The sequence below is a fragment of the Paenibacillus sp. FSL W8-0194 genome (assembly GCF_037969745.1).
Taxonomy (GTDB): Bacteria; Bacillota; Bacilli; order Paenibacillales; family Paenibacillaceae; genus Paenibacillus_AQ; species Paenibacillus_AQ cookii.
Genome location: NZ_CP150205.1, coordinates 2,884,887 through 2,910,101, shown reverse-complemented (window position 1 = coordinate 2,910,101; position 25,215 = coordinate 2,884,887). Strand labels below are relative to the sequence as shown.

21 protein-coding genes and 1 pseudogene are annotated in these 25,215 nt (G+C 44.8%); 13 read left to right on the top strand and 9 right to left on the bottom strand.

Annotated features, from left to right (window positions below; translation table 11 throughout):
* Positions 1–48: 48 nt before the first annotated feature.
* From glpX to MKY58_RS13090, 3 genes are all read left to right on the top strand, one after another.
* A complete protein-coding gene (glpX, locus tag MKY58_RS13100) occupies positions 49–1,023 on the top strand; it encodes a class II fructose-bisphosphatase (protein ID WP_339324912.1) in 975 nt (324 codons plus the stop codon).
* Between the two features lie 473 nt (positions 1,024–1,496).
* Complete coding sequence (locus MKY58_RS13095) at positions 1,497–1,886, top strand: RidA family protein (RefSeq protein WP_036709690.1); 390 nt, start codon at positions 1,497–1,499, stop codon at positions 1,884–1,886.
* Between the two features lie 114 nt (positions 1,887–2,000).
* On the top strand, positions 2,001–3,143 hold the full coding sequence (locus MKY58_RS13090) for a nucleotidyltransferase domain-containing protein (RefSeq protein WP_339324911.1): 1,143 nt from the start codon (positions 2,001–2,003) through the stop codon (positions 3,141–3,143).
* A gap of 10 nt (positions 3,144–3,153) precedes the next feature.
* On the opposite strand, the gene MKY58_RS13085 is transcribed toward MKY58_RS13090, so the two are convergent.
* The gene (locus MKY58_RS13085) at positions 3,154–3,999 is read right to left on the bottom strand and encodes an NmrA/HSCARG family protein (protein ID WP_339324910.1); all 846 of its coding nucleotides are present in this window, start codon (positions 3,997–3,999) and stop codon (positions 3,154–3,156) included.
* Between the two features lie 142 nt (positions 4,000–4,141).
* Here MKY58_RS13085 and MKY58_RS13080 point away from each other — a divergent pair, with 142 nt between their 5' ends.
* From MKY58_RS13080 to MKY58_RS13065, 4 genes are all read left to right on the top strand, one after another.
* Positions 4,142–4,480, top strand: coding sequence for a helix-turn-helix domain-containing protein (locus tag MKY58_RS13080; protein ID WP_339324909.1), 339 nt, complete (start codon positions 4,142–4,144; stop codon positions 4,478–4,480).
* Positions 4,481–4,495: 15 nt separating this feature from the next.
* A complete protein-coding gene (locus MKY58_RS13075; RefSeq protein ID WP_339324908.1) occupies positions 4,496–5,530 on the top strand; it encodes a phosphotransferase in 1,035 nt (344 codons plus the stop codon).
* Positions 5,531–5,739: 209 nt separating this feature from the next.
* Positions 5,740–6,234, top strand: a complete 495-nt coding sequence (locus tag MKY58_RS13070; RefSeq protein ID WP_339324907.1) for a sigma-70 family RNA polymerase sigma factor — start codon at positions 5,740–5,742, stop codon at positions 6,232–6,234.
* Between the two features lie 20 nt (positions 6,235–6,254).
* A complete protein-coding gene (locus tag MKY58_RS13065; protein WP_339324906.1) occupies positions 6,255–7,691 on the top strand; it encodes a hypothetical protein in 1,437 nt (478 codons plus the stop codon).
* Positions 7,692–7,837: 146 nt separating this feature from the next.
* On the opposite strand, the gene MKY58_RS13060 is transcribed toward MKY58_RS13065, so the two are convergent.
* Entirely contained in the window at positions 7,838–8,584 is a 747-nt protein-coding gene (locus tag MKY58_RS13060; RefSeq protein ID WP_339324905.1) for a cyclase family protein, read from the bottom strand.
* 236 nt (positions 8,585–8,820) lie between these two features.
* On the opposite strand from MKY58_RS13060, the gene MKY58_RS13055 reads away from it, so the two are divergent.
* The 6 genes and pseudogenes from MKY58_RS13055 (at position 8,821) to xerS (ending at position 13,345) form a co-directional block, all read left to right on the top strand.
* A complete protein-coding gene (locus MKY58_RS13055) occupies positions 8,821–9,375 on the top strand; it encodes a PadR family transcriptional regulator (protein WP_339324904.1) in 555 nt (184 codons plus the stop codon).
* Between the two features lies 1 nt (position 9,376).
* The gene (locus tag MKY58_RS13050) at positions 9,377–10,357 is read left to right on the top strand and encodes a BtrH N-terminal domain-containing protein (RefSeq protein ID WP_339324903.1); all 981 of its coding nucleotides are present in this window, start codon (positions 9,377–9,379) and stop codon (positions 10,355–10,357) included.
* Between the two features lie 84 nt (positions 10,358–10,441).
* Positions 10,442–11,413 carry a YafY family protein gene (locus tag MKY58_RS13045; protein ID WP_339324902.1) on the top strand — a complete coding sequence of 324 codons (972 nt, stop codon included), beginning with the start codon at positions 10,442–10,444 and terminating at the stop codon, positions 11,411–11,413.
* Positions 11,414–11,586: 173 nt separating this feature from the next.
* Positions 11,587–11,685 (top strand): annotated as a pseudogene (locus tag MKY58_RS13040) (winged helix-turn-helix transcriptional regulator); the annotation flags it as partial.
* 132 nt (positions 11,686–11,817) lie between these two features.
* A complete protein-coding gene (locus MKY58_RS13035) occupies positions 11,818–12,138 on the top strand; it encodes a hypothetical protein (protein ID WP_339324901.1) in 321 nt (106 codons plus the stop codon).
* Positions 12,139–12,274: 136 nt separating this feature from the next.
* A complete protein-coding gene (gene xerS / locus MKY58_RS13030; protein WP_339324900.1) occupies positions 12,275–13,345 on the top strand; it encodes a tyrosine recombinase XerS in 1,071 nt (356 codons plus the stop codon).
* A 514-nt stretch (positions 13,346–13,859) separates the two neighbouring features.
* On the opposite strand, the gene MKY58_RS13025 is transcribed toward xerS, so the two are convergent.
* From MKY58_RS13025 to MKY58_RS12995, 7 genes are all read right to left on the bottom strand, one after another.
* On the bottom strand, positions 13,860–17,435 hold the full coding sequence (locus tag MKY58_RS13025; protein ID WP_339324899.1) for a DEAD/DEAH box helicase: 3,576 nt from the start codon (positions 17,433–17,435) through the stop codon (positions 13,860–13,862).
* Positions 17,436–17,438: 3 nt separating this feature from the next.
* Positions 17,439–18,326, bottom strand: coding sequence for a hypothetical protein (locus MKY58_RS13020; RefSeq protein ID WP_339324898.1), 888 nt, complete (start codon positions 18,324–18,326; stop codon positions 17,439–17,441).
* A 999-nt stretch (positions 18,327–19,325) separates the two neighbouring features.
* Complete coding sequence (locus MKY58_RS13015; protein ID WP_339324897.1) at positions 19,326–19,892, bottom strand: NADPH-dependent FMN reductase; 567 nt, start codon at positions 19,890–19,892, stop codon at positions 19,326–19,328.
* 12 nt (positions 19,893–19,904) lie between these two features.
* Positions 19,905–20,960 (bottom strand): LLM class flavin-dependent oxidoreductase, encoded by a 1,056-nt coding sequence (locus MKY58_RS13010; RefSeq protein ID WP_339324896.1) that lies wholly within the window; start codon positions 20,958–20,960, stop codon positions 19,905–19,907.
* Between the two features lie 2 nt (positions 20,961–20,962).
* Positions 20,963–21,907, bottom strand: a complete 945-nt coding sequence (locus MKY58_RS13005; RefSeq protein ID WP_339324895.1) for a ring-cleaving dioxygenase — start codon at positions 21,905–21,907, stop codon at positions 20,963–20,965.
* A gap of 51 nt (positions 21,908–21,958) precedes the next feature.
* On the bottom strand, positions 21,959–22,402 hold the full coding sequence (locus MKY58_RS13000; RefSeq protein ID WP_339324894.1) for a MarR family transcriptional regulator: 444 nt from the start codon (positions 22,400–22,402) through the stop codon (positions 21,959–21,961).
* A gap of 256 nt (positions 22,403–22,658) precedes the next feature.
* A complete protein-coding gene (locus tag MKY58_RS12995; protein WP_339324893.1) occupies positions 22,659–25,121 on the bottom strand; it encodes a hydrophobe/amphiphile efflux-3 (HAE3) family transporter in 2,463 nt (820 codons plus the stop codon).
* Positions 25,122–25,215 lie beyond the last annotated feature (94 nt).

Here is a 25,215-nt window from a genome sequence, read left to right as displayed (position 1 = left end):
CTAAAAATGTTCGCAGACACGAAAAATGGATGATGGAGGGAAAACAAAATGGAACATCAAATAGCTTTGGAGCTCGTCCGCATCACCGAAAAAGCCGCGCTCGAGGCTGCCCGCTGGACAGGTAGAGGAGACAAAAACAGCGCCGATGAGGCCGCAACCACGGCGATCCGGAGCCATCTGAACTCCGTGGCTATTGATGGCACCGTCGTCATCGGAGAAGGAGAAATGGACGAAGCCCCCATGTTGTACATCGGTGAAACGGTTGGGAACCGGCGGGGACCGAAAATCGACATCGCGGTCGATCCGATCGAAGGGACCGAAACGGTCGCAAACGGTTTGAATGACGCGATCTCGGTCCTTGCCGCGGCCCCGGAAGGCAATCTGCTGCACGCACCGGACATATATATGGAAAAATTGGCGGTAGGCCCGCAGCTGGCAGGTCATCTGTCGTTAAACGATCCGATCGAAACGACGCTGAAAAAAGCATCCGCAGCGTTAAACAAATCCATGTCCGAGATGACCGTTTCGATTCTTGATCGCGAGCGTCACCGGGATTTGATCGGCGCGCTCCGGAAAGCGGGAGTACGCATCAAGCTGTTGAAGCACGGGGACGTGATGGGCGCGATCGAAGCCGCCACCGACAGCGAAGTGGATATGTATATCGGTTCCGGAGGCGCCCCCGAAGGCGTGCTGGCGGCAGCGGCGCTGAAAAGCTTGGGAGGGGAAATGCAAGGCCGGCTGCTGCCGGACGGTCCCGAAGAAGCCGAGCGCGTGCAAAAAATGGGATTGGCCGATCCGCGGCAGCTGCTTGGCATGGATGACCTGGTCGGCACGGATCACGTCATTTTCGTTGCCACCGGCATTACGGGGGGAGACTTCCTGAGCGGTGTTCGCTACATGCCGAATCAAAAAGCCGAGACCCATTCCGTCATCATGCATTCGGGAAGCCAGATGGTCAGCTTCCTGCGCACGATCCATAAGCTGCCTTTAACCCGGGAAATTTTCACGCATGCCGCAATATAAATAATGGATCATATAACATAGAAAACAAACCCGGGAGTGGTACCTCATACCGCTTCCAGGTTTGTTTTTTTTAGGTTTATATATGTTTTCCCGGAGAACGGCGACGCCGTACGGCGCTAACCGGATCTCGTCCGAAACGCTGCTCGGTGAAGCATGTCAGCCTATTCTCCCGCCGGCAGGGCGAAGGGCGGCCTCCGCCTTCCGCAAATTCCTATAAAACAGCTCTTAAGGAATAAAATCGGCATGAAGCTGCTTTAAAATGGTACAAATGATACTTGATAATTTCATATCATAATAATAAAATATTATTATAAATGACAAGTTGTTGACCTTTGTTCCGCTGTTAACGCTGCGCGAGTTCCTTTTTTCAGCCATTGAAGCGGCATGTATGGGGCGTACGCGTTATCACCTCGGTCGAACAATATTTCATTCAAGCCTGATTTCACTACAATACGGACTAAGGAGCCATGATTATGACACAACCAACGATTCAACCCATCGCAACCTCAAATGCCCCAGGAGCGATCGGTCCATATTCGCAGGCCGTTCGCATGGGGAACCTGCTGTTTGCTTCCGGACAACTTGGCATCGATCCCGCGACAGGCGAAATGCCGGCAACGGTCGAAGAGCAAACCCATCAATCCTTGAAAAACGCGAAAGCGATTCTGGAAGCGGCAGGCACGGATTTGTCCCATGTGGTCAAAACGACGGTTTTCCTGAACGACATGAACGATTTTGCGAAAGTGAACGAAATTTATGCAAGCTATTTCGCGCAGCCGTTCCCAGCCCGCAGCGCGGTACAGGTCGCCAAATTGCCGAAGGACGGACTCGTGGAAATCGAAGTCATCGCCATGATTCCGTAAAAGGCCAACAAGCAGCTCATGAAAATGGGCTGCTTTTTTTATATTTAATTTCCCCCAATTTTCATAGGGATTTTTTGGTATGATGGCTTTATGAGCAAAGAAGGGGGTTATATCATGCTTAACGTAATGGATGTGGCCGAAGCGCTAATCCATCATATCAGGCGGAATTTTCCGGAAGACATTGCAATCGTCGCGTATTACGGATCATATGCGCAAGGTGCCGCGACTGCAAGATCCGATCTGGATTTCTTTTTCATCCCTGCTACGCCGGCCGGATATCAAGCAAGCATTCAATTTATTTTGCGGGACATCGGCTTCGATTTTTGGCCGATCAGCTGGGATCGCGCCGAAAGGATGGCTTCATACCAAGAACCGAATACGTCGATTATCGCCGACAGCAAGCTGTTATACTGCCGATCGGATGAAGATTTGATCCGGTTTAACGATTTAAAGGACAAGATCCGCACGATGCCCCGGCACGGGCTGAAATTGGCGGAACAGAGCGAAACCTATATTCGCGACGCTCTAATTCATTGGTATAACCTGAACCAGTCCTGCACCTCGGAAGGACTTGATTCCATCCGCACCGAATCGCACGGCATTTTGACGAACGCCATTTACGCGCTTGCGGCCATCAACCGGACGTACCTTGCGAAGGGATGGGGCAAAAACACGAACCAAATCAGGGAGTTTCAGGTTAAACCTCCTCACTTTGAAGAAGATATGAAAGCGATCATGCGTTCCGACTCCTATGAGAAAATTTATGGCGCATGCGATCGGCTTCTGAAGGGTATAATGCAAATTTTGAACCAGGAAAAAGAGTCATATACCGACGGACCGTCTTATCCGGAACGAGTAAAAGGCATTTATGAAGAGTTCAAAGGGATTTTCGATAAACTGAAAACCGCTTGCGAAAGAAATGATTATGATACGGCATTTTTTGGGTCCATCGGCGTGCAGGATGAGATATCCCGGTTTCTTTTTTATGCGGAAAAAGGGCGCTGGCCCGGAATTGCCGATGCTGCCCGGCATTATCAGGAACTCTACAATAGCATTGGGTTGCCGAATCTTGCCGCTCTGCTCGATCCGCACGACTTAACCCCGCTTCTAGCGGCCGTCGAGCGACTGGAAACCGCATTCGCCGCCTGCTTGACGAACGAAGGGGTCGTGATCAACCGATTTGATACGTTGAAGGAGTTCGAGGAGTTTCTTGGGGGAGCCACCGACGACTCCGTTGATGAGACAGCCGGTGGATGAACGGGCGAATTCAAAAGGATATGTTCGATTGCGGCAGCCAATCTGCAAATCTTAAGAGCTCGGGATGGAGCTGACGGAGATATTCCAGATCCGTCTTGTAACCTTCCCTGATAAAAAATTGGGTTGCTTTGATTCCGTCATGTTCATGTTTCGGTTCAGGAGCCGATAACGGATAAACCGCAGCGACGCCGAAAAAACGGCTTATACACTCAGCAAGCTGTCGGACCGTCAGTTCGTCGCCGGCGATTTCGAGCGATTGTCCGATAAACCGATCCGGCTGCTCGAAAGCTTTCCGCGCAAATCCGCCGATATCTTGAACGGCAATCATTTGCACTTTGGTATCGGGTTCCCCTTTATAAGGAAGAAGAATTTGGCCATCTGCCTTTTGGAGCGTAAATTTAAAGTTTTCCATGAACATCACCGGGCGAAGGATCGTTGCCGGCAACTGCAGCTTACGGATATACCGCTCAATTCTTCCCTTGTTTTCAAACGAGGTGATCCCGGTATTCCGATCGGCACCTGCGGCCGAGCTGTAAACCAAATGCGATACTCCCGCTGCCTTGGCGCATTCGGCTACGCGTTTCCCCTGAAGTTCTTCCTTTTCGGGATGGTCCAAATCCAGCGCTTGAACGCTGAAAACCCCATAGACGCCGTCCATGGCTTTTACCAATGTATCCGGGTCATCCAAATCCCCTTTCACGGTTTCGATCCCCAGCTTCGTGAGCGATTCCGAAGCCGGGTGCTTGGGATCCCGCACCAATGCCCGAACCTTCCATCCGTTTGCCGCCAACTGTCGGGCAACCGCGCCTCCTTGTTGTCCCGTGGCCCCCATGACCAAAATCACTGGTGAAGACATTCATTTTCCTCCTAGCACATTGTGTCTTAGCGATAATCCGCTGTTGATAGTGTAATGGCAATGAAATATGATTTAAAGAAGGCAATATTTTTAAATATAATTTCAGAAAGTAAACTTACTATCTTTTTTATAGGAGAAAAGCATGGACATCCATACGGAAGAAGAACAGTGTCTTTATAACATCCAGCAGGCCATAGAGGTGTTGGGAGGGAAGTGGTCTTTTTTGGTTTTGGGTCAATTGTTTTGCCATGACGTTCAGCGTTTTAACCAGCTGCGAAAATCTTTGAAGCAGATCAGCACCAAATCTTTGCGGGATACGCTGCGCCATTTGGAAGAAAATCAAATCGTGAAGCGGACCGTGCTTCCCACCGTACCCGTGACCGTGGAATATTCCTTGACCGATAAAGGAAGGGATTTTAAAACCATCGTTTCCGAAATGCGGAGATGGGGCGAAAAATGGGGCAGCGGCGCAAGCGAATAATTCCTTGCAGGTGCAATGGGCCGTGCAGGGAGAAGGAGGGACAGGGTGACTACCCGGATATTTTTTTCAACGAATCCAGTAGGCAGTATCGCTACAGGGCAAATCCAGAACATGCTTGACCGGTTTCATCTGGGCGAACTTGTTTCGTTCGAGCGGACCGCCGAAGGAGTCATGCAGCAGACGATGTTTATTACGTCGACTTCCGGAGAATTTGTGCTTAAAGGCAATCCGATTTATGAAGGGCAATGGGCGGAGGAAAAGTTTTTTGTCGATCACTTGCATGAAATCTGCCGTGTGCCCGTGCCGGTCCCGTACATCATCGATGACCAAAGCGATATTTTTGGCTGGAGCTATGCCCTCATGCCTCGTCTTCCCGGCGTACACTTTAATGATCCTGCTGTTCAAGCCGCGTTGTCGGAAACGGATCAGACGATGATCGCTTCACGTTTGGCCGAGAATTTAACTCAACTCCATCGCTGGAAAACGGATAGTTTCGGTGAATTCGATCCCGTGCTGCGGCGCATCCATCCCTTTGCAGATACCTATGGGTCATGGCTTTATAGCACGATCAAGTTTTGGCTGGATGACGCCAAAAAATATTCCGATATCCGTGCCGAAGATCAGCGCTGGGCAGATCACGTGCTGCAGGACACGAAACCTTCATTTGATGCTTTGGAAATTCCGTCTTTTGTCATGGGGGATTTCAAGCCCGAGAATGTTCTTATGGAGCATGATGGGGGCGAATGGCGGGTAAGCGGCGTCATCGATTTTACCACCTCCTATTTCGGGGACAGCATCGCCGATTTATCTAAAATAACCCTTCATTACCTTGATCTAGGTCAGGAAAAACTGGCTAAACGGTTCATTATGGAATATATGGGGCTAACGAATGCCGGTGAAGCCGAGATTCAAAGACTGAAGGTGCATTTGCTTCATCAACGAGTGCTGGATTGGGGATGTGCATACGCCACCCAAAGCGTAACCTGGGACAAACGGCTTTCGTTTTCGGAATGGGCGAATCGTTTTGTCCAGTTTGCGGACATCAACTGAATATGTCCCTTCTCTCACAAACAGCCTGATCGATTCATTCGTTTGGGCTGTTTTGCTGCGTTTTTAGAAATTCAAGCGGAAACCATTTGAAAAATAAATTTTAATCGTTTTTTCGAGCTGCATCGTCTTACATATGTGAAACGAGTTTGGAAGGCTTCCATCGCAAACCGAAAAATAGAGAAGGGGGGCGGTTGTGGGTGGAAAACACGATGAGAAAAGCGAATGCCGCAAGCTTGGACGTGATGGACGAAGAAGCTTTTTTCATAGCTATAGCCGGCGAGCAGCGTAAATTGTATTCGATTGCCTTCAGTTATATGCGCAATGAGGCGGACGCGCTGGAAATCGTGCAGGAGGCGGCATGCCGGGCTTGGATGAAACGCAAAAAGCTTAAAAACGAGCAGGCCTTTGTCCCGTGGCTCATTCGGATCACGATCAACTGCTGCATGGACGAGCTTCGGCGCAAAAAACGCGTTGTGCCAACGGATACGTTCAAAGAGGAAGCCGTTCAGGAAATGAAAAGCAGCGACAAGATCGACCTGGAGCGGGCGATGGCCAAATTGAAAAAGAAGTACCGCCATGTCGTGATGCTGAAATATTATCAGGACATGACGACAGCCGATATCGCCAAAGTGCTGCAAAAGCCCGAGGGCACGGTCAAAAGCTGGCTGCGCGAAGGATTAAAACAACTTCGTAAATATTTGTAAGAACAGGAGGCGAATCGTACATGTTGGAAAAAGAACAGCGCATTCTGGCACAGGATTCGGACGACGTAAACACAAAAGTCCATGACCTTCCCGAGATGATGCTTTCCACTGCGGTACGCCGCGGCATAATGCAAGGGAGGAACCGGGAAATGCGAAGACGAAAGTTATTTTACGGAATCGGGGCCATCGCCGTTGGAGCGGCAGCCATCATGATCACTATTTCATCGCTGGGAGACGCGCCAAAGGAAAAACCATACGAACTGGTGCAAACGGCAAGCAGCCCGCAACCGGCAGATTTCGAATCGTTCCGGCCGATTGCCGCTCAAGACCAAGGCATTGCCGCCGCGTTGGACCAAGGACTCGTGAAGCGGATCGATCAAAGCGTGGAGAAAAACGGCTTCCGCATCGATATTGCAGGCGCTTTTACGGATGGACGAAAAGCATACATCATGTACAGCGCGCAGAATCTTACGGACCATACTGCGCATCCCCTAGTGGAGTCGCTTGATTTTGGGGGAGTCGAAGCATCGAACTTTCGGGCGGGGTCGAAACATGCCATGAGCAGCAACCAGCTGTCCCCAGGACAAACAGGCTATTATGTTTACACGGCAAACCTCGTCCCATCCGCGTCGTATAAAGGAGACGCCACATTAGCCGTTAAAATTTGGGATTCCACAACCAATGAATACCGGGATCAATTGAAATTTACGATTCCGCTCGAACCGAACATGTTCAAAAACGAGGAACGTGTCTACCATCCAGGCAGCACGCTGATCGTCGACGGGCAAAAAATCAACGTGCGCCAGGTGCAGTTTACGCCGCTGAACACCTATGTGGATCTGGAATATGATCGCAGCAACGGCAAGCAGATTTTTAAACTGCTGAATCCGGTCTTAATCGGAAGAAGCGGAGACAAGATTCAGAAAGTGTATTATCCGGATACGATGTTTTCCGACGAAACGAAAGTGACGCTCGTGTTTAAAACCAACACGTTTGACCAACTGGACCGTACGGAGCTGAAGGTTGCCGGTGTTGCGGCATTGGATAAAGACAAGATGAAAATCGTCGTCGATTTGAACAAAAAGGAGATCATTGAAGCGCCGGACGATCATATCCAAATCATCGAACCGGAGGGGCCGGCGGGAGCGGGAGAGATTTTGTTCCATTTTAAGCTTGAAAAAGCTCAGGCTGCGGAAAGTTTCGGCTTGTGGCTGGAGGACAGCTTCACGGATGCCGAAGGCGTCAAGCATAAAAGGCTGTCGCCGGAAAACATTACGCAGAGCGGACATATCGTGTCGAGAAATCCGGATGATTCGACCGAAGATTATAATCCCTATAATTTCGGAAAAGAAGCTCTTGACTACCCGCAGCCGCTGACGATCGGCATCAAACAGTACTGGAATCCCATCATGGAATCGCAATCGGTCGAACTGGTTTCGAAAAAATCGAACCGATAAACCATGAAGCCGAAAAAAGCAAGCTGAGGAGCCCGCAAGGATTCTTGGCTTGCTTTTTTATTGTCCATGGACCTGCCATTGTTGATGTAGTTGCCGTTTTTGGTTTGTATGATGTGAGCGAAAGTGGAACGCCTATATAACAGCGGTTATAAGCTTGACGGCAAAATGGCGAAGGATCGCACCGGAAATCCGGATGCCTTCTCCGGCTTAGGCACGATATTAAAAATGACGGCTCCTTTGGCAGGTACCTTGTCCAGATTTTTCATCAGTTCGACTTGATAGGCGTCTTGTTCGAGTACGTAGTATTCGGCCAGCAGGGGGCCGTTTTTTTGGTAATCGACGCTTGCGTCCGTGTCGAACGTTTCATGCCCGATTGCTTTGATTTTTCGTTCCTGGAACAAAAACTCAAGAGCGGGGAGCGACCATCCCGGCGCATGGCTGTTCCCGTCCGCATCTTTGTTATCGAAGGCAACCTTGTCGGGCCAACGTTTGCTCCAGTCGGTTCGCAAAGCGACGAAGGAACCTTCCTCAATCATTCCATGCTCCGCTTCAAAGTGCAGAACGTCCTCCACGCCCAGTGCAAAATCATGGTTGGCTTCAGCTTCTTTGGATTTGTCGATCACGACGAGGGGGAGAACCAGTTCCTTCAAATCAAGCTCTTCGAGATAACGGGTATTCCGTACAAAATGGATCGGAGCATCCAAATGGGTGCCGTACTGCCCGGGGAACGTAAAGCTTTGGGCAAAAAAGCCGTCATCATGCTGAAACAACGTCGTAAATTGCGCATCGGCAAATGCCGAAAAATGGGGCGAATCCGGGCCGAACGTGTGCGTAAGATCCACCCATTGTTTTTCTTTGAGCAGCTGCAGCGCTCGGATGACATCGTTTGACATTAAACCACCTCATTCTATGGGAGCCTTTTCTATCAAGCTTATGTATTTGCTATCGATGTTTTGGCTTGTTGTCTAATATCATACTTTTGATGCAGCGGCATGTAAATAACCACAAGGAATCCTTTGGATTCGGCATGGATATCAACCAGGATTAAAGAGATTCCATCTTTGGTTGATTTTATATTACACCACTGTTATATTATATGTGTGAAATATTGATGAAACGAGTGAGCTCCGTGATGAACTTATCCAATGTAGAATTTATGCTGCTCCAAATGATTGCTGAATTGGATCAAGCTTCGGGATACGATATCAACAAATTAATCGATCAGCGCGGTTATCGGCAGTGGGCCAATATAGGCACGACTTCGGTGTATGCGGGACTGAAAAAATTGAACGAAAAAGAACTGGTCGAGTCGGAACCCACGGGGGAAAAATCCGGAAAAGGCCCGATGCCGACGCGATTTGCGATAACGGAAAGCGGAAAGGCCGCGCTGCGAAACGAAATCTTTACCAGCCTATCCACGTCGCGGGAGCGGGATCAGCGATTTGATCTCGGACTGGCGGCGTTGCCATTCATCGAGGAAAACGAAGCCGTCGAAGCTCTGCGGAAGCGGCTGGATGTTCTAGATGAGGCTGCTCAAGCCATTAAACGAACCTTTGAATCGCAGGGCGGCGCTCGGCTGCCGATTCACGCAAGGTCCCTGTTCCGTCACCCGCTGAGCCTCATCGAAAGCGAACGGGCATTTGTGCTTGAACTAATCCATGAATTGTCGGAGGAGAGGAAATAGTATGTCTCATATCATCCAAGGTTTCGTTCCGTATGAAGGTGAGCATTGCGAAACGACGGCTATGGGCAATTTGCTTCAATTTGCAGGCATCCGGCTGTCGGAACCGATGTTGTTCGGGCTTGGGGAAGGGTTAGGTTTTATTTATTGGGATTCGAAAAACATGGATTTTCCTTTTATCGGGGGAAGGGTCAAAACGGACCGATTGTCTGCGCGGATTGCATCCCGGCTGAATTTGACTCATCGCGTCCAAGAAACAAGTTCGATCGAAAAAGCGCGGAAAAACGTGCAGAGCTGCCTGGAACACGGGATTCCGGTAGGGCTTAAATTGGATTCCTATTACTTGGATTATTTTACGAACAAAGTACATTTTGCAGGCCATTATGCGGTGATTTACGGGATGGATGAGGAATACGCATATATGGCGGACACGCGGCAGCAAGGGGGACGATTGAAGACGCGTTTGGATCGGCTGGCCATGGCGAGGAATGCCAAGGGGCCCATGAGTTCCCGGAATCTTTCTTTTACCATCGAATACGTGGGCGATCTTCCGCCGCTGAAACCCGCCGTTCGTTCCGCTTTGTCCCAAAATGCGCATGACTTTTTGAATCCGCCCATCCAAAACGCAGGCCATAAAGGCATACTCAAAATGAGCAAAGAAATCTTGAAATGGCCATCCCGAAGCAAAAATTTTGAGCATGACCTGTGCCTGACCGCCTTGCTGATGGAAAGGGGCGGTACCGGAGGGGCGCTTTTCCGAAACTTGTATCGGGATTTTCTGAACGAAAGCGCGGAGCTGTTGGAGGATTCCAAAATCAAACAAGCCTGTTTGATGTTTGAGCGTATCGCTCCCATGTGGACCGCAATTTCATCCCTGATCGACGATGCGGGAAAAACAGGAAGCTTCCACAACTTAGAGCAGGCTTCCAGGCTTTTGCTTGAGATCGCGGATCAAGAACGGACGGCCATGGAGTTATTATTGTAACGAGGATCTAATGGATATGGGGTGAAGCGGTGCTTTGCCATACTAAAATCAATTCATTTTTGTGAGGAAAAGGGGGTATTCCTTATGGCGAAATGGGATAACATGTTGTCCATGCTTTGGATGCTGCGATCCGGCAGGAAGCTTACCGCCGCGCAGATCGCGGAGAGTTTGGAGATCAGCGTCCGCACCGTGTACCGGTATATCGACGCCTTGTGTGCCAGCGGCGTGCCGATCGTCGCAGAATCGGGCCATGACGGGGGCGTGCGCATTCTGGAAAGCTTCAAGGAGACGCCATTGTTCTTCAACTCCGTAGAGCTGAAAGCGCTAGTGGAAGCGTTTAAATTTGCGCAAGGCGCCGGTTACCCGTATACCGAGGAGCTGGAAACCGCGCTTACGAAGGTGGAAAACGGGCTGCAGGAAGAGCAGCGCCACGACCTGTCTCGCCGGACGAGCGGCTTGGATGTCATTTCTCCGGCACGTCCGCCTTCTGTTATTCCCTTGCTCAGGGAACTGGAACAGGCGGAGAAGGACAGGCGAACGATCCGAATCGCCTATCGTAAAGCAAACGCGGAGCAAGCCGATGAACGGGAAGTCGATCCGTACGGCTTGGCATACGACCGAAACGAATGGTACGTTGTTGCGTTCTGCCATCGTTCGCGGGCGGTGCGGACGTTCCGGGTAGACCGCATCGCTCGAATGCAACCGACGGAAGCGTTGTTCGAAAAGCCGGAGCATTTTTCCGTGACCGCTTTCTTCCGCGATCAGTCCGAACGGGAACGGGAGGCGGACGGACCGCTGACGGTTATCCGCATCGAAGGAGAGCCTGAGACGCTGAACGCGCTTTGCGTTCATTGGCATATGCGCCACTATCTGACGGAACGGACCGACCGGGAAGCGCGGTTTCTGATTGACGTTCCGACGATGAACAAATATCTCCCCATGTATCTGATAACGTTCGGTACGGGAATCCGTATTCGGGAGCCGCTGGAGCTGAAGCATCGGATTCAGGCAATGGCATACGGAATCGCCAAACATTACGAAAACGATCCGGATTGAACTTCCCTGACAGCCGTTGTCAGCGAATTCGATGTAACTATGAATAGAATCATGTCTGCGAGGCTTTATCCTGTTTAGATATACAACGATTGACTCGAATATAGAGCTTATTGTAAAATTTTGTTATGTAAACTTTTGGTAAGGAACATCCTGATAAAGTAAGGGGATGATTCAACAAAAAGGTCTATCCTACAGTACCTCCAAAAGTAGAATATTCTCTTAGCGAATACGGCCAAACATTGATCCCCGTAGCGGAAGTCATGTGTGCTTTCACCATCAGTAAAGGATATGGGAGTTTTAAATGTGGAAAAGGCTTTTGCTTCCTATACGGAAGCTCCTTTTTATATCGGGAGACAAGAATTTATACCGTTGCCTTAGTTAAGAATAGTGGGGTGATTCAAAATATGGAATATGCATTCTTTAAGAAAAATAACGGAAACAAAAATAAACCATCAATTATTCAGAAGATATCTACTTTCTTAGGATTTTTATCTTGCTTCCTAGGAATTTTGTCTTTGGTTATTATGAACATTGGGTTACTATTACAAGATTCAAATTATTTTATATTCTTTCCCCAATTGTTTTTTGTGGCTGGTATACTCTTTGGTTTGTTGGGTTTTTTCGGTGAGAAAAGAGGACGAACAATTTCTTGGTGGGGTATAGGATTGAATGTTTTTTCACTATTCTTTAGTTTTGTTGTAAAAGTACTTATGTTTTTTCTCTAATAATAGAAAAGCTAATACTCATCAACAAGAAGAGGGTCTTCAGGGTCTTCATTTCCATCAATAAAATTACGTAAAATAATAATTTGACGAATAATTAGAAAAGAGTTACTCTGATGATAAGGAGGTTTGGCAATAAGTGGATAAAATTGCGAAGCTGCATTATATGAAACGCGTGGAAGCCAAATGCGCCGAGCTGCCTTGGTACGTAACGGAATACATCGATAGCCGCAAACGAAAACTGTCGCATACGACGCTGTTGAATTACTGCCACGATTACCTGATCTTTTTTGATTGGCTTGTTTCGGTAAAACCCGCGATCGGTGATCGCAAAAACATTGAATTGTCGCTACTGGAATCGCTGACCGTACGCGAGGTCGAAAACTTCCTGTATTTTTTGGAGTATCAATTGGATAACAACAAATATACGATCAACCGGAAATTGTCGGCTTTAAAATCGCTGTTTGATTATCTTCAAAACAAAGCTGAAACGCCGGACCTCAAACCGTATATTCAGCGCAATGTCATGGCCAAAATCGATTTTAATTCCATTAAGGAGAGCCAGGAAACGATCGCTTATCGCATTGAAGGCAAAATTTTGCGCGAAGATGATTTTGAGAAGTTCCGTCAGTTTGTGGCGCATGATTTTGGCGTATTAAACCAGGATAACAGACGTTTACAGCGCTTTCATGAATTTAACCGGGAGCGGGATACAGCCATAGTGTCTTTGATTCTCGGATCCGGACTGCGATTGTCCGAAGTGGCTGGCATCAACCTTGAAGATCTGGATATGAACAAAGGTCAGGTGCGCGTGCTGCGTAAAGGCGGCAAAGAACAATACGTATATTTTAGCAAGCAAGCATTAGTGGACCTGGAAAATTATTTGAAGATCCGGGAAACCCGGTATGTACCGGCAAAATCGGAAAATTGCCTGTTTATAGCGGCACCGATCGGACGCAAAGGCCAAAGCCGGCGATTGACGCCGAGATCGATCGAAAAGCTGATCGAAAAATACGCTGCAGCGTTTGGCAAGCCGGCATTAACCGTGCATTCCTTGAGGCATTCGTTTGCGACGCGATATCATTTGGAGAACAACGACGTGCCGAAGCTCAAAAATCAGCTGGGACATTCGTCGATTCAAACAACGATGATCTACACGCATTTGACAGATGAAGAGATGAGGAAAGCCGTCAATAATATGGATAAGTGAAAAAGTGGAAAAATCAATAAAATAGCCGCGATCAGCGGTTTTCTTAAATACATTTTCACAAAACTCGTATTTTGTACATATGTCAATGAATCTGGAATCGTCCTTTTATCACGAGCTTCTTTATGGATTGTGTCACAATTGGTGTGTTTGTCACGATCAATCAATTTATCACTCTCCTTCTCCATTTATAAGAAGTTCCTGATTTTTCAGACCACAAAAAAGCCGCTCACATGAGCGGCTTAATTTCGAAACTAAACTCTAAGCTTTATTTAAATGATTCAAACTGAGAATCAATTAGCTTCAGAATCACTTCCTTAAGTTTGAAACTCATTAACTGCTCACCCCTTTATATATTCAGTTATTTATGCTTGCTTTACGCTACAAGGAATGCAACAGTTCCACCAAGAAAGTAAGTATTATTCTCACTTAATTAATACAGAACTCACACTCTCCCTCAAACGACATGACAACATACCTTAGTTAGTTTCACACTCTCAGGAAAACGATATAATTTTTATAAAAATCTGGTAAATCTAACCTTTCTGGATTTAGCATCGAGCGTAAAGTCATAGTATGATTCCATGTTTACACTCCAGTTATCAGGGACTTCGCTCGTTGCAAGTTCATACCCTGCTGGATCAATCCATGATATGGTACCATCAAGTGAAATTGGAACGACACGAAATTTAGAAATTTTTACTCTAGTAAAATCTCTAGATAGTTTGACTTTGATTTCTTTGAAATGATAAAATTCTGAATCTCTTTTCTCAACAAATTGATCTGACCATTTCTTTATTCTTGTAGGATGTAATATGTCATCAATTGGAACTTCTTTACAAGTCGTGTAGTAATCTCTTGCTTTAATTTCTGCAGCATTACGAGTAGATTCAACACCATGAGCTAACAAGAGTGCCGCAACTGGATCCAATGTCCCCCAATTAATAAGTTCTTTTAGCCAAAAAACAATCCACGGAAGTCCAGTTTTGGACCATTCGTCGATGCTGGTCTCTTGTAAGTCGCCGTCATTTATGTCATCTAGAATCAGTGCAAGAACTGTCCCGAGTCCCCAATTGAACTTATACTCGAATTGCGTTTTGATAATTTTGATCCATTCAGAAACTTGATTTTTCGTTGGTCTATTTGGTGCTCCTGAGGGATTCAACCACCATATTAGAATTTCATCTCTTACAGGAGGTTTTTTTCCTCTACCAAAACTCTTAGGGATCATAAACTTTCCAAGGTTGCTGATAAGTTCAACAGTCGTAAAAATGAACTGTAGACGATCTTCAACTGACCATGTGGGATAATTTATACCTGTTTTTAAGTGCTCTCGTATCTCACTATAATTATTCAATATTCTTTTACCATAGCGTGGAGCTACGCTAGTTCGGTAAAGACGTCGTCTTATCTCAGCGTTAGGATATATCTTAGTCTGGAGTGTTTGCCCTCGAGTTGTAAATACTTTTTCCCAAAACTCACCCCGACGCATTACATAATGTGCGTACGTTTTTCTCCAAACATCAATAAGATACTGCTCAAGATCTGAACGATTCATTTCTTGACCAGTAAGCATCTCTTGCTCAACTAGGATTGAAAGTAGGTATCCGTCTAATGAGTCAAGTGCTTCCTCAGCGACTCCCCCTTTCTTCTCAGGGGTGTCTTCAAGTGGCGCTGTTTTTTCAATCCAATCCATGAAATCAGAGATTGAGCGCGATTTCGAGACTTGTATCCATTCTTCCACTATATAAGACATCAAAGCCCCAAGAGGACTGATTACTTGAGTATTTTCTTGTGGTAATTGTGCTTTGGTTAGTTTATTGATTATGAGTTGATAATTTTTACGTGCAGATTGACTACTATAATCAAGTGGTCTTGACTCAAGAAAGATCAGAGTCCGCCCCTCTGTACCCCAACCTGGGCGGCCAGCCCTACCGACGAGATTTTTGAACTCCGAAACAGGTAATGGCTCCCCATTTCGCAAGAGGGTTGGAATTATAACTGTTTCAAAAGGTAAATTTACGCCTTCAGAAAGAGTAGACGTGGCAAGTGCAATATGAACCACTCTCTTTTGAATCAGTTCTACTAACAGACGTGAAAAAAGTCCTGGCATATTCCCGTGATGTACTACTATCCCCTTTTGTAGAAGCTGATACTCATTCGAATCTTGGCCAAAATAATCTTCACAAGCATTCAAACATTTTTGAAATAAATCCTGATAATACGGCTCAGCTGGGGGGCTAAAAAACTTTGGCAGCTTTTTTCCAACCAAAATCTTGTTTAAGACGTATAAAAAATCTTCAGCATAACCACCCACATTCTGCGTGATTGATATCAAAACAGAATGCTGAGTTCCTTGCTCATCTGGTTGCGCTAATTGCATGGCTGCCCAAAACAAATATGGTCTCTGTCGCTTACTTACACCTTTATTCTCATTAATGAACATTTTTGGCATCGAATGGTATGAGACTGGGAAAGGTGCAAATGGTTTTTGAATATAAGGAACATCTTCTTTTCCCCCCTCATCGTTAAAACCCAATTCATGACCATTAAGGATGTCGTAACGAAGTTCGTATTGTCCTGACTGAGACCATTCAAGGCGTCCAATAAGTTGCCTTGTGCTACGATAGCTTGAAACGACCGGTGAAGCCTCTTCGTTTCCAGATACCCAATGCGCTAGTGATTCACTCTCATCTGCCACTGCAGACAAAGCGATGATTCGTTTTTCACCAACATATCGCAACAAGCGATTGGCTAATATCTCGAGTCTAAGACTCCTATCATCTGCACTGCGAAGAGCTTCATAACTATTTTTATTGAACTGAACCGAATGGGCCTCATCGATAACTACCAACGAAACACGATTCAGGAACAAAGGTCCCAAAAACCTGATTAAAGCTTCTCCTTTCTCGTATGTGCATATCAAAACCGTTGGGTCTGCCGAAGTGACCCAAGCATCTGTCGGCCCCCAATCTATGCCACCATATAATCCTGTAACTTTTACAGAATGGCTCCCCAATTTTCCAAGAACAGTTCCAAGTTTTGATTCTACTTCAGTGGCAAGTGCCCTTGATGGAACTAAGTACATTACAATCGACCCGATATCAAAAATTTCATCCTCGTCTTCTTTACTAAAAATGCTTTGAATAATGGCAAGTTCTGCAATTGTGGTTTTACCTGACCCCGTTGGAGTACATAAAGCAAAAGATCCATTCTGTAACAATCTCTCGATTCCGCGTACTTGCGAATACCATGCAAGCGATTTGCGCGATTGGTAATTGCTCCGAAGATACCTTTCAAACGCTTTCTTTCCATGATCAGAAACACTATTCTGTAGCTTTTCGACATAGTTTCTCATTGAAGTGGTGATGTATTCTCGTACAACTTCAGTCACAATTTTAGAAAGCAGCCAAGAATAATTGTCTGTCCCGTAAATCATAATATTAGACAACTCACTTAATTTCTTTTGAGCTAGTTCAAGGCGTTGAGTATCACCCCAACGCATATATGCACACAAAATCCCAAGGGCCTTTACAATTTCATCTATCAATCGATTATTAAGATCAGAATTAGGGATTTGACTGAAGGGGCCACCGCGTTTTTTTCGTTCGGTCAATTCAGTACCCCAATAATTGATAATCAGGGAAAGTGCATTCGGAAAATCACCCTTGAGCAACGCAAACAATATTCGGGAATCACTAGAATCCGAATATTCACTGTTTAGTAAACCCATAGAAAGAGCCGGATATCCTGCCAATTGATATACGCCTGCTGAGAGCAAACGCAGGGGAAGATTCTCATTATTCAATTCAGGATGGGATAACCACTCTAACAGCTCTCCAGAACGTTTGAGTGCATCTCTCCATTCTTCTCCTCCTATCTCCCTTTCACTAAGCCCGGTGTCAATTAGAACGACTGCATCAGCAAGCCTTTCCGAGAATTCGTTTTCCCTCCACCCTTTAAGTCCAGGTTGATTCATTCTCAGACGTGTATACTGACTGTACAACTTTGCAAATGATGGGGATAAGGCATCTCCTGCTAACTCAGAACGGATAGCTCGAAGTTGTTCTATGTTTCTGTCGTTTTCCACCACTAATTAATCTTCCTTTCCATACAAGAACCTAACAAGCTCGTCTACATTCGTTAGTTGTACCTCTACAGCCTCTAATCTTCTTCCCCCAAGATAATTCTTGTGTGGTTTATTACGATCAATCCAGCTAATTTTATCTTTTGGTCTTTTTGGGAATTGACCACATACATAGCTAATGCAATCAAACCGTTCGAACCCATCACTTGAGAGGTACAACTTCCGAAGTGCAGTTATCCATACATTGGCCTCAGGATTCTTTCGATAAGCCTTTAGGACCTCTACAAGTCGCATAATTTCAACCGGTTTCTGATTTGAGCTACTAATTTTGGTATGTGCATCGGCAATCATACTCATGTCGTACTTTGCTGTACACTTAGCCTCTAAGAAAAGGATTTTGACGATGGTATCACCTTCCAGTACAAAGGCTACGCAATCATCACCAGTGCGTCCATAGGTTGCTTTTTTCATGCTTCCAGTCTGACGGTACATTTCAAGTTGATCAAACGCAGTATTGTGAAATCTGAATGAAAAAACTGGGACCCTCCAGTTATTTTCGCCAAAGGGAGCAAAATTCTCTGCTATGATTCCAGAAAAAAATTCTCCAAAATAACCTTTCAAGGTTGTTAAATCTAATACCTCTGGATAGCCTTCAGCCGGGTCTACATCATCGTCCCAATCATCCAGGGGATCTAAGTTGTCCCGAAGGAATTCTCTGAGCTTGAACCTGGTATCGTCATGAGCCTTTTGAATAATTGGTTTTATATCTTCGATGACATTGACTCTAAATGAAGGTTCTTCTTTTATCAGGTTATGTCTGTACTGCTTGTCCAAATTCTCGGATACGTTGCTGTATAACCATGAAGTCAGTGATTGAATTTTTAATCCATTCAACATTTACTTTCACTCACCATTCAATTAATATCTATCATTCTAAAAATTGGTTGAGATATAAGGTTTAATGTCTATTCGCATTTTTTTGGAGTTGTTAGTTTAAAGTCGGACTATTTATCCGAAACAACTTTATGATTAAGGTCAGATAAGTGATTATTTCCTCGAAAATAGCCCCAGCTTTTTCTATATGTATAAGAAAGGCTGATATAACTGTACTGGTTCGAATAAATGTTCCTACAGCTTCAACTCATGAAGCGAAAATTTTAATATCTCCAACTATAGGCTTACTCGTGATCTTACCCCAGCGGGCTCCCAAAATGAGTCACATTTCATAGTTATATAGTACCATATATTCCCTGTATAAAAATCAACTGCATTCGACAAAAAATAAAAAATCTCTGAAATTAAAAAAAATCGCCCTATAAGCGATCCGGTTTATTGTAACTTGTGACACAATCCATGAAAATGAAGACTCACATATGTTTCTTCCATAGGTTCTAACATTGAACATTACTTAGTATTTTGTACATATGTATATTGACAAGAACTTGATAACATAAATTTAAAAAAACGCATAATCAGCTGCCTCTAATGTTACTATGTTTTTGTCACCCGACACATAATTTCGACTTTTCTGTCGGAGGTTGCCGTAATTTGCCCTTTTCCCTCTTAGATTTCTTCCCATTATCGTTTTAATAAAAAATAAAACCCGTTGGAATTAATCATCAACGGGTTTAAAAATTCAAGTGAAATTCAACGGAACTTAAGGAACCATTTTCCATATGGACGTATTTAAAAGCTATGTTAGGAAAACACAAATCCCTCATTTTTTCGATATCGTCCCAGCGAGGAACACTAGTTTTCTTGACTTCTCTTCCCTGCTATACTCAACCACGAGAAATTGTCACTAAACTTAGTCACTATTTTTTCAAGTCCCCAGAATAAACTGTTTGGAGCCTGCCTTTATATAAAGATTCCCCCTTTCAAATTTAGTCTAAGATATTAAAAATCGTATTTTGCCTCTTTAGCTTCACGAATACTTCTATAAGTTTCAGTTAATACAACTGTATCTTCTACCAAACGCTCCATCCGGAATAACACATCGTCATTGGTAATTTCTTTTCGATAAAAATCTTTTTCTTCGATAAAAACATATGTCTGAACAATTTGTGCTTTCATATAAGCCAAAATAGGTTTTAATTGTTGTTCCACCATTAAATAATGCTTTGGTGTACCAGCTGTGACAAGCATACTTACAACTTTATCGCGAAACGCGTTTACTGGAAGTAAATCGAAGATATTCTTTAACGTACCTGGGATAGATGCCTGAAACACTGGTGTACCAATAATAATGGCATCAGCGCCCATGATCGTCTCTGCAACGTATTTAGTATCACCTTCATATTCAAAGAAATTACGGCCATCACTAAATTCTACTTTATAGTCAGCTAAATCCAGCAGCGTAACTTCATGCTCAGAGTACTTATTTTCAATCATTTCAACCACTTTGGACATGGCCGTTTTTGTTTTTGAACCGACGATTGAGCCCGAAATTACAGTGATTTTCATATCAATCTCTCCTTATTGGGCTGTATATTTTTTAATTGCTGGAATGATATCGTTCCCGATGATTTCGATGTTTTTCATAATCTTCTCGAAAGGCACACCGCCAAAGTCGATTTCGGCCATAAATCGCTGCATGCCGTAAAGTTCATGTTGGTACAGCAGTTTTTCAATAATTTGTTGTTTGCTTCCCACCATTAATGCATCACGTGTATCAGGTGCTTGAGCGAATTGTTGTTTTGGATAACCGCCACCGCGAATAGCTTGGAATCCACCATTAATATGCGGATACATCCCTTGTAACGCTTCTTTTGTTGTATCTGCAACATAGAATAGGCTGGTTGTCGCAATAGGCAATGTTTTTGAATCAAAGCCATTTCGTTCAGCCGCCTCTCTATAGGCATCAACAGAAGGTTTAAAATTGATTGCTGGTCCCCCTAAAGTAGTCAGCATCATTGGAATCCCCATAAAACCTGCTTTAATGGCACTTGCAGGTGGCCCGCCGACAGCACGCCAAATGGGGAGTGAGCCATTTTTAGGTTGTGGCAGTATTTGTGCATTTTGTAATGCAGGACGGAATTCGCCTTGCCATGTAATATGATTTTCTTCGTTTATTTTTTTGAGCAGTTCCAATTTTTCCTCGAAAATTTCCTCATAATCTTGTAAATTAACGCCTAGTAAGTGATAGGCACCTACCCGCGATCCGCGACCCGCAACAATTTCTGCACGGCCATCTGAAATTAAATCGATGGTGGCGAAGTCCTCATACACTCGTACAGGGTCTGAAACACTTAGTACTGTTGCTGAGCTTGTGATTTTGATTCTTTTTGTCGCTTGAGCAATGGCTCCTAAGACAACGGTATGTGCTTGTGTAGTAAAGTAATTCTGGTGACTTTCACCAACCCCAAAGACATCAATACCTGCTTGTTCTGCCAGTTTACTGGCTTCTATTAATTCGTTAATTCGCTGCTGAGCTGTAACACGCTTACCTGTTAGTGGGTTAGGAATATGATCTCCTAATGAATATAGTCCAAATTCCATACCTTTTGATGGATCTATGCGATATTGTTCCATAGTTAATTCTCCTCAATTGGTTTTAGATTTTCTTCAATTTCTGCACGACGAGCTTCTAAAAATGGCGGTAAATCCAATTTTTCACCTAGTGTTTTGATATCTCCGTCGATTGTGAAACCTGGTCCGTCTGTTGCAATTTCAAATAAAATACCGTTTGATTCACGGAAATATAAGCTCTTAAAGTAGAAGCGATCCACAATGCCGGATGAATGAAATCCTCGTGCTCGTACTTGTTGGTCCCAGTAGGAAAGCTCTACTTCATCTCTGACACGAATGGCTAAATGATGAATACTACCGCGCCCAGGTTTTTCAGCAGGGCCATCTAAATATTTCACAACGATTTCGCCAAATACTTCACCTTGTACGGATTGGAAAATCCCTTCATCTTCCGTACGTGATACTTCCGTATAGCCAAACATCCCTGTTAGTGTTCTTGCTAATTTATCTAGTCTACGTACGGTTATTTCCACTGAACCCATGCCTTGAATTTGGTGTTCTGCGGGCACATTTGATCCTTCCCACGATTCCCAATGTTCTGCTTTACTACCATTTGATACAAGCAGCACCATGCGCAGGCCTTCAGAATCTTCAAAGTATATGGCAGGTCGATTGGCGTACATTGTGATGTCACTGTGTTGAACATTATGCTCCTGAAAACGTGATTTCCAATAGGTTAAGCTCGCTTCTGTTGGTACAAGCAAACCGATTTGGGTAATGGCGTTTGTGCCCCGGTATGTGCGTCCAACGAGTGGGATTTCAAAGAATGATAACTCTGTACCTGCACTTCCGATTTTATCCCCGTAAAATAAGTGATACATCGACGGATCATCCTGGTTGACCGTCATTTTCACACGGCGTAAACCAAGTACATCACGATAAAAGTGGTTATTTTGTTTTGCATCTTTTGTAATCATTGAAATATGATGATGTCCTGGAATTGTGTACATATTTTTTTCTCCTAATTATCATTTGATTAATCAAGTGATGAGGTAAAAAAATTACCTGTTCGGCAATTTCTTTTTTTCACTATTTTTTTGTACACGTGACATGAGCGAATACAAAGTTTTTTGTTCTTCTTCAGATAAACACTCATCAAAGAACGAAGATTGGAACGCAAGCTGAGCGTCAAACGCATTATCTAGTTTTTCGCGTCCTTTATTCGTTAACGAGATCGTTTTCGTTTTCCAATCTTGCTTCCGTTCAATGAGTCCGTCTTTTTCAAGGCGAGAGAGCATACGCGAAATACCACCTTGTGTCACCGTGACTTTCTCGGCTAGCTCACTTTGTGTTAATGGCTCGTATGTTGAGATTTGCATTAACACATCAAATTGTGCGGTTGTCAAATCAAATTGTTTTAAAAAATCATTTGATAGCAGGTTACTTTGATGTGTGAATCGAGTGAGTCTTAGCCATATTAATGACCCGCGAGTATTTTGTTGCATATTGTTTGTCACTCCCTTCTGTTATTATCACTTTACCACTCAATTGATAACATCGCAAGATAAATATCTCGAATTCGAGTTATTTTTTATTTTGAATGACAATCACCTACAGACGCTTCCTTTAAAATGATATTCAACTGAGATTGTCTTCTAAATCAAATATCATAACTGTATTAATATCTAATAGGCACTGTCCAAGGACAGTGCCTATACCTAACCGTCATTGCTTCAGGGAATGAAAGTCAAGCCAAGAGTATTACTTTACTAAATCACTATTATTGGACTCATGACTGAGTGTCCTTAACATTGCCTTGTCTTTGTCCACCAACACAATAATCGCCGGCAATACAGTAAGCGTGCTAATCAAGCACAGTAAGGTATCAAGCACGGTCGATATCCCAAAAACACGCACGACTTCGAAATTTGTAAAAATCAGTGCACTAAAGCCGCCTACAACAGTAAGTCCGGAAGCCGAAATCGCACGGCCAACCTTGGTCATCGCTGTCGTAATAGCCTGCTCCGTTGTAAGACCGTTTGCTTTTTCCTCTAAATAACGTTCCATCAGTAGAATCGTAAACTCCGTACCGATGCCAAGTACCAGAGCACCCAAAACCGCTGTGAGCGGGTTAATGGCGATCCCCAGCACATACAGCAAAGCTACCGACCAACCATTGACCAATATGATCGGCAAAAGTGGGAAGAAGGCCCGTTTTAGGTTACGGTAAACGACGAACAGTCCAATCAGGATTGCAAGCAGCCCACTTATCAGTGACGTGTGTCTACTATCCGTAAGCCCATTCAAGCTTTTGACCTGAAGCACTTGGATTCCTACTGGATGAACCTCTACCCCGTCAGGGGCATCCAGATTCGCCTCCAATTTGGCAAGCAGCTTTTCTTGTGCTTTTGTATCGATGTCCGATAAAGTAAAGGTCACGCGGGCCATCCGATGGTCTGCGGATACAAATGGCGAAGTCATAGTTTCAGGCACTTGGCTATATACGCCTTCGATTGTTTTCTGGTCCGCCGCAAGAATATCGCTTTGCAAGGCAGTCAGCACATTCACGATACTGGACGCATCTTCTATCTCTGCATATTTTTCTACACTATCTTTTTGGAATTTATTAATCCATTGCAGAACTTCCGGGTTTCTGACATCCTCGCTTTCGATCATCCAGTCAATCGTCATGGTACTGCCCAATACTTCCCTTATTTCATTCATGGCCAGCAAGGCCGGTGCATCCTGGGGCATCAACTTTTCGATGTTGCTTTCCACATTGAGCTTGTGATCCAATCCAAAACCGATACCCGCAATCAGAACAGGCGGAATGAGAAACCAAACTGGCTTGCGAACCACTGATTTTGCCAATGCGGCCAAGCCACGTTCCACTACGCCTCCGGACGCTCTTTGTTTGGAGCGAATCCCTTTACGATCCCTGACCACTAGCACAGGCAAAAGTAATGCCAGCCCCATCACATACATAATGACCACACCAATGGCCAACATCAAACCGAAATCTTTAATCATGGGCATGTCGGAGAACAGAAGAGTCAAAAAGCCTACCGCCATAATTATGACGGCAATTCCCACCGCCGGTCCCATATGGCTTACAGTATTTTTTGTCGCTTTTAAAACATCCCCCGATTTAACTGCTTCTTCCTCATAACGATTATGGAATTGCAGCGCAAAGTCGGTACCAAGTCCAATCAATATTGGTAACAAAGCCATAGTAGCAATACTTAAAGGCATACCCATGTAGCCCATCAATCCAAACGTCCAGATCATTCCTACCAGAATGATTGGCAACGACAACAAACGAGAACGTACCGGAAAGACAAGCACAAGTACCACAATCATCAATACAATAACAGTAAGTAGCATGGTCACAATGTCTTTTGAAATATAATCTTCCAAGGTCTTGGAGATCGCCGGTATGCCCGAGAAAAGCGTCTTCGTTTCCGTTATCTTATGGTCGGCGATAATCTGTTCAATCTCATCTGTGGCGGTAGCCATTTCCTGCATTGTCAACCCGCTATCCAATTGAATTTGAAACAGCATGTTATTGCCGTCTTCCGGAAGGAGCTGAGCGACAGTCGGTTGCGGCAGTCCATTCTCGTCCAGAAGCGCATAGCGAACAAACTTGTCGTTCGACACGCTTAAATCTCCGATTGCTTCCATTTGCGATAATTGCTTTCCGTACTTTTCCTGAACCCCTTGCATCACGCGAGCTTTCGCCTGCTCTACAGCATCGGCTTGTGCCGCTTCATCACCGCCACTTTCTTTTGCCTTCGCCGCAGCTTGTCCTGCAGCCTCCTTTATTGCCCCGGCTATCTGCTGTTCCATCTGCTCGGATTGCTTATTGGCTTGTTCGGCAAAAGCTTCCGCCAAGGACATCGGGCTTGTGACTGAATAGACCTTATCTACTCCACTAAGTTTGGTTTGTAAGTCATTCAGTATGTTTAAGGAATGGGAATCGAATAATTGCGACTTTTGTCCCTGGACAAGCAAAATCAGGCTCTCCCCACCGAATTTCTCCTGAAATCTGGTGTTATTCACAGCTACCGGGTCTTCATCCGATAACAGCATATTAACGCTCGTACGAATTTCTATCTGGCTTAATCCGTACCCCATTACGCCTGTCAGTATTAAGACTACCACAATCACCCATACTGCGTATTTGGATATCCACTTGCCTATACTATCTGAAGCATTTTTAAACATTTATTAATACCACTCCACTCTTTGTATTATTCCTCCAATACACAAAAGACCCAAAAACAAAATAATAAAAGAAATCATTTATAATACTAAACAT

Excerpts from the sequence above, each read along its gene's own strand:
- MKY58_RS13005 (WP_339324895.1), bottom strand. The coding sequence starts at position 21,907 with ATGTACACAATTCCAGGACATCATCATATTTCAATGATTACAAAAGAT.
- MKY58_RS13060 (WP_339324905.1), bottom strand. The coding sequence starts at position 8,584 with ATGTCAAACGATGTCATCCGAGCGCTGCAGCTGCTCAAAGAAAAACAA.
- MKY58_RS13070 (WP_339324907.1), top strand. The coding sequence starts at position 5,740 with ATGAGAAAAGCGAATGCCGCAAGCTTGGACGTGATGGACGAAGAAGCT.
- MKY58_RS13075 (WP_339324908.1), top strand. The coding sequence starts at position 4,496 with ATGGGCCGTGCAGGGAGAAGGAGGGACAGGGTGACTACCCGGATATTT.
- MKY58_RS13095 (WP_036709690.1), top strand. The coding sequence starts at position 1,497 with ATGACACAACCAACGATTCAACCCATCGCAACCTCAAATGCCCCAGGA.
- MKY58_RS13035 (WP_339324901.1), top strand. The coding sequence starts at position 11,818 with ATGGAATATGCATTCTTTAAGAAAAATAACGGAAACAAAAATAAACCA.
- MKY58_RS13020 (WP_339324898.1), bottom strand. The coding sequence starts at position 18,326 with ATGTTGAATGGATTAAAAATTCAATCACTGACTTCATGGTTATACAGC.
- MKY58_RS13080 (WP_339324909.1), top strand. The coding sequence starts at position 4,142 with ATGGACATCCATACGGAAGAAGAACAGTGTCTTTATAACATCCAGCAG.
- MKY58_RS13045 (WP_339324902.1), top strand. The coding sequence starts at position 10,442 with ATGGCGAAATGGGATAACATGTTGTCCATGCTTTGGATGCTGCGATCC.
- MKY58_RS13090 (WP_339324911.1), top strand. The coding sequence starts at position 2,001 with ATGCTTAACGTAATGGATGTGGCCGAAGCGCTAATCCATCATATCAGG.
- MKY58_RS13000 (WP_339324894.1), bottom strand. The coding sequence starts at position 22,402 with ATGCAACAAAATACTCGCGGGTCATTAATATGGCTAAGACTCACTCGA.
- MKY58_RS13085 (WP_339324910.1), bottom strand. The coding sequence starts at position 3,999 with ATGTCTTCACCAGTGATTTTGGTCATGGGGGCCACGGGACAACAAGGA.
- MKY58_RS12995 (WP_339324893.1), bottom strand. The coding sequence starts at position 25,121 with ATGTTTAAAAATGCTTCAGATAGTATAGGCAAGTGGATATCCAAATAC.
- MKY58_RS13065 (WP_339324906.1), top strand. The coding sequence starts at position 6,255 with ATGTTGGAAAAAGAACAGCGCATTCTGGCACAGGATTCGGACGACGTA.
- MKY58_RS13010 (WP_339324896.1), bottom strand. The coding sequence starts at position 20,960 with ATGGAACAATATCGCATAGATCCATCAAAAGGTATGGAATTTGGACTA.
- MKY58_RS13050 (WP_339324903.1), top strand. The coding sequence starts at position 9,377 with ATGTCTCATATCATCCAAGGTTTCGTTCCGTATGAAGGTGAGCATTGC.
- MKY58_RS13015 (WP_339324897.1), bottom strand. The coding sequence starts at position 19,892 with ATGAAAATCACTGTAATTTCGGGCTCAATCGTCGGTTCAAAAACAAAA.
- glpX (WP_339324912.1), top strand. The coding sequence starts at position 49 with ATGGAACATCAAATAGCTTTGGAGCTCGTCCGCATCACCGAAAAAGCC.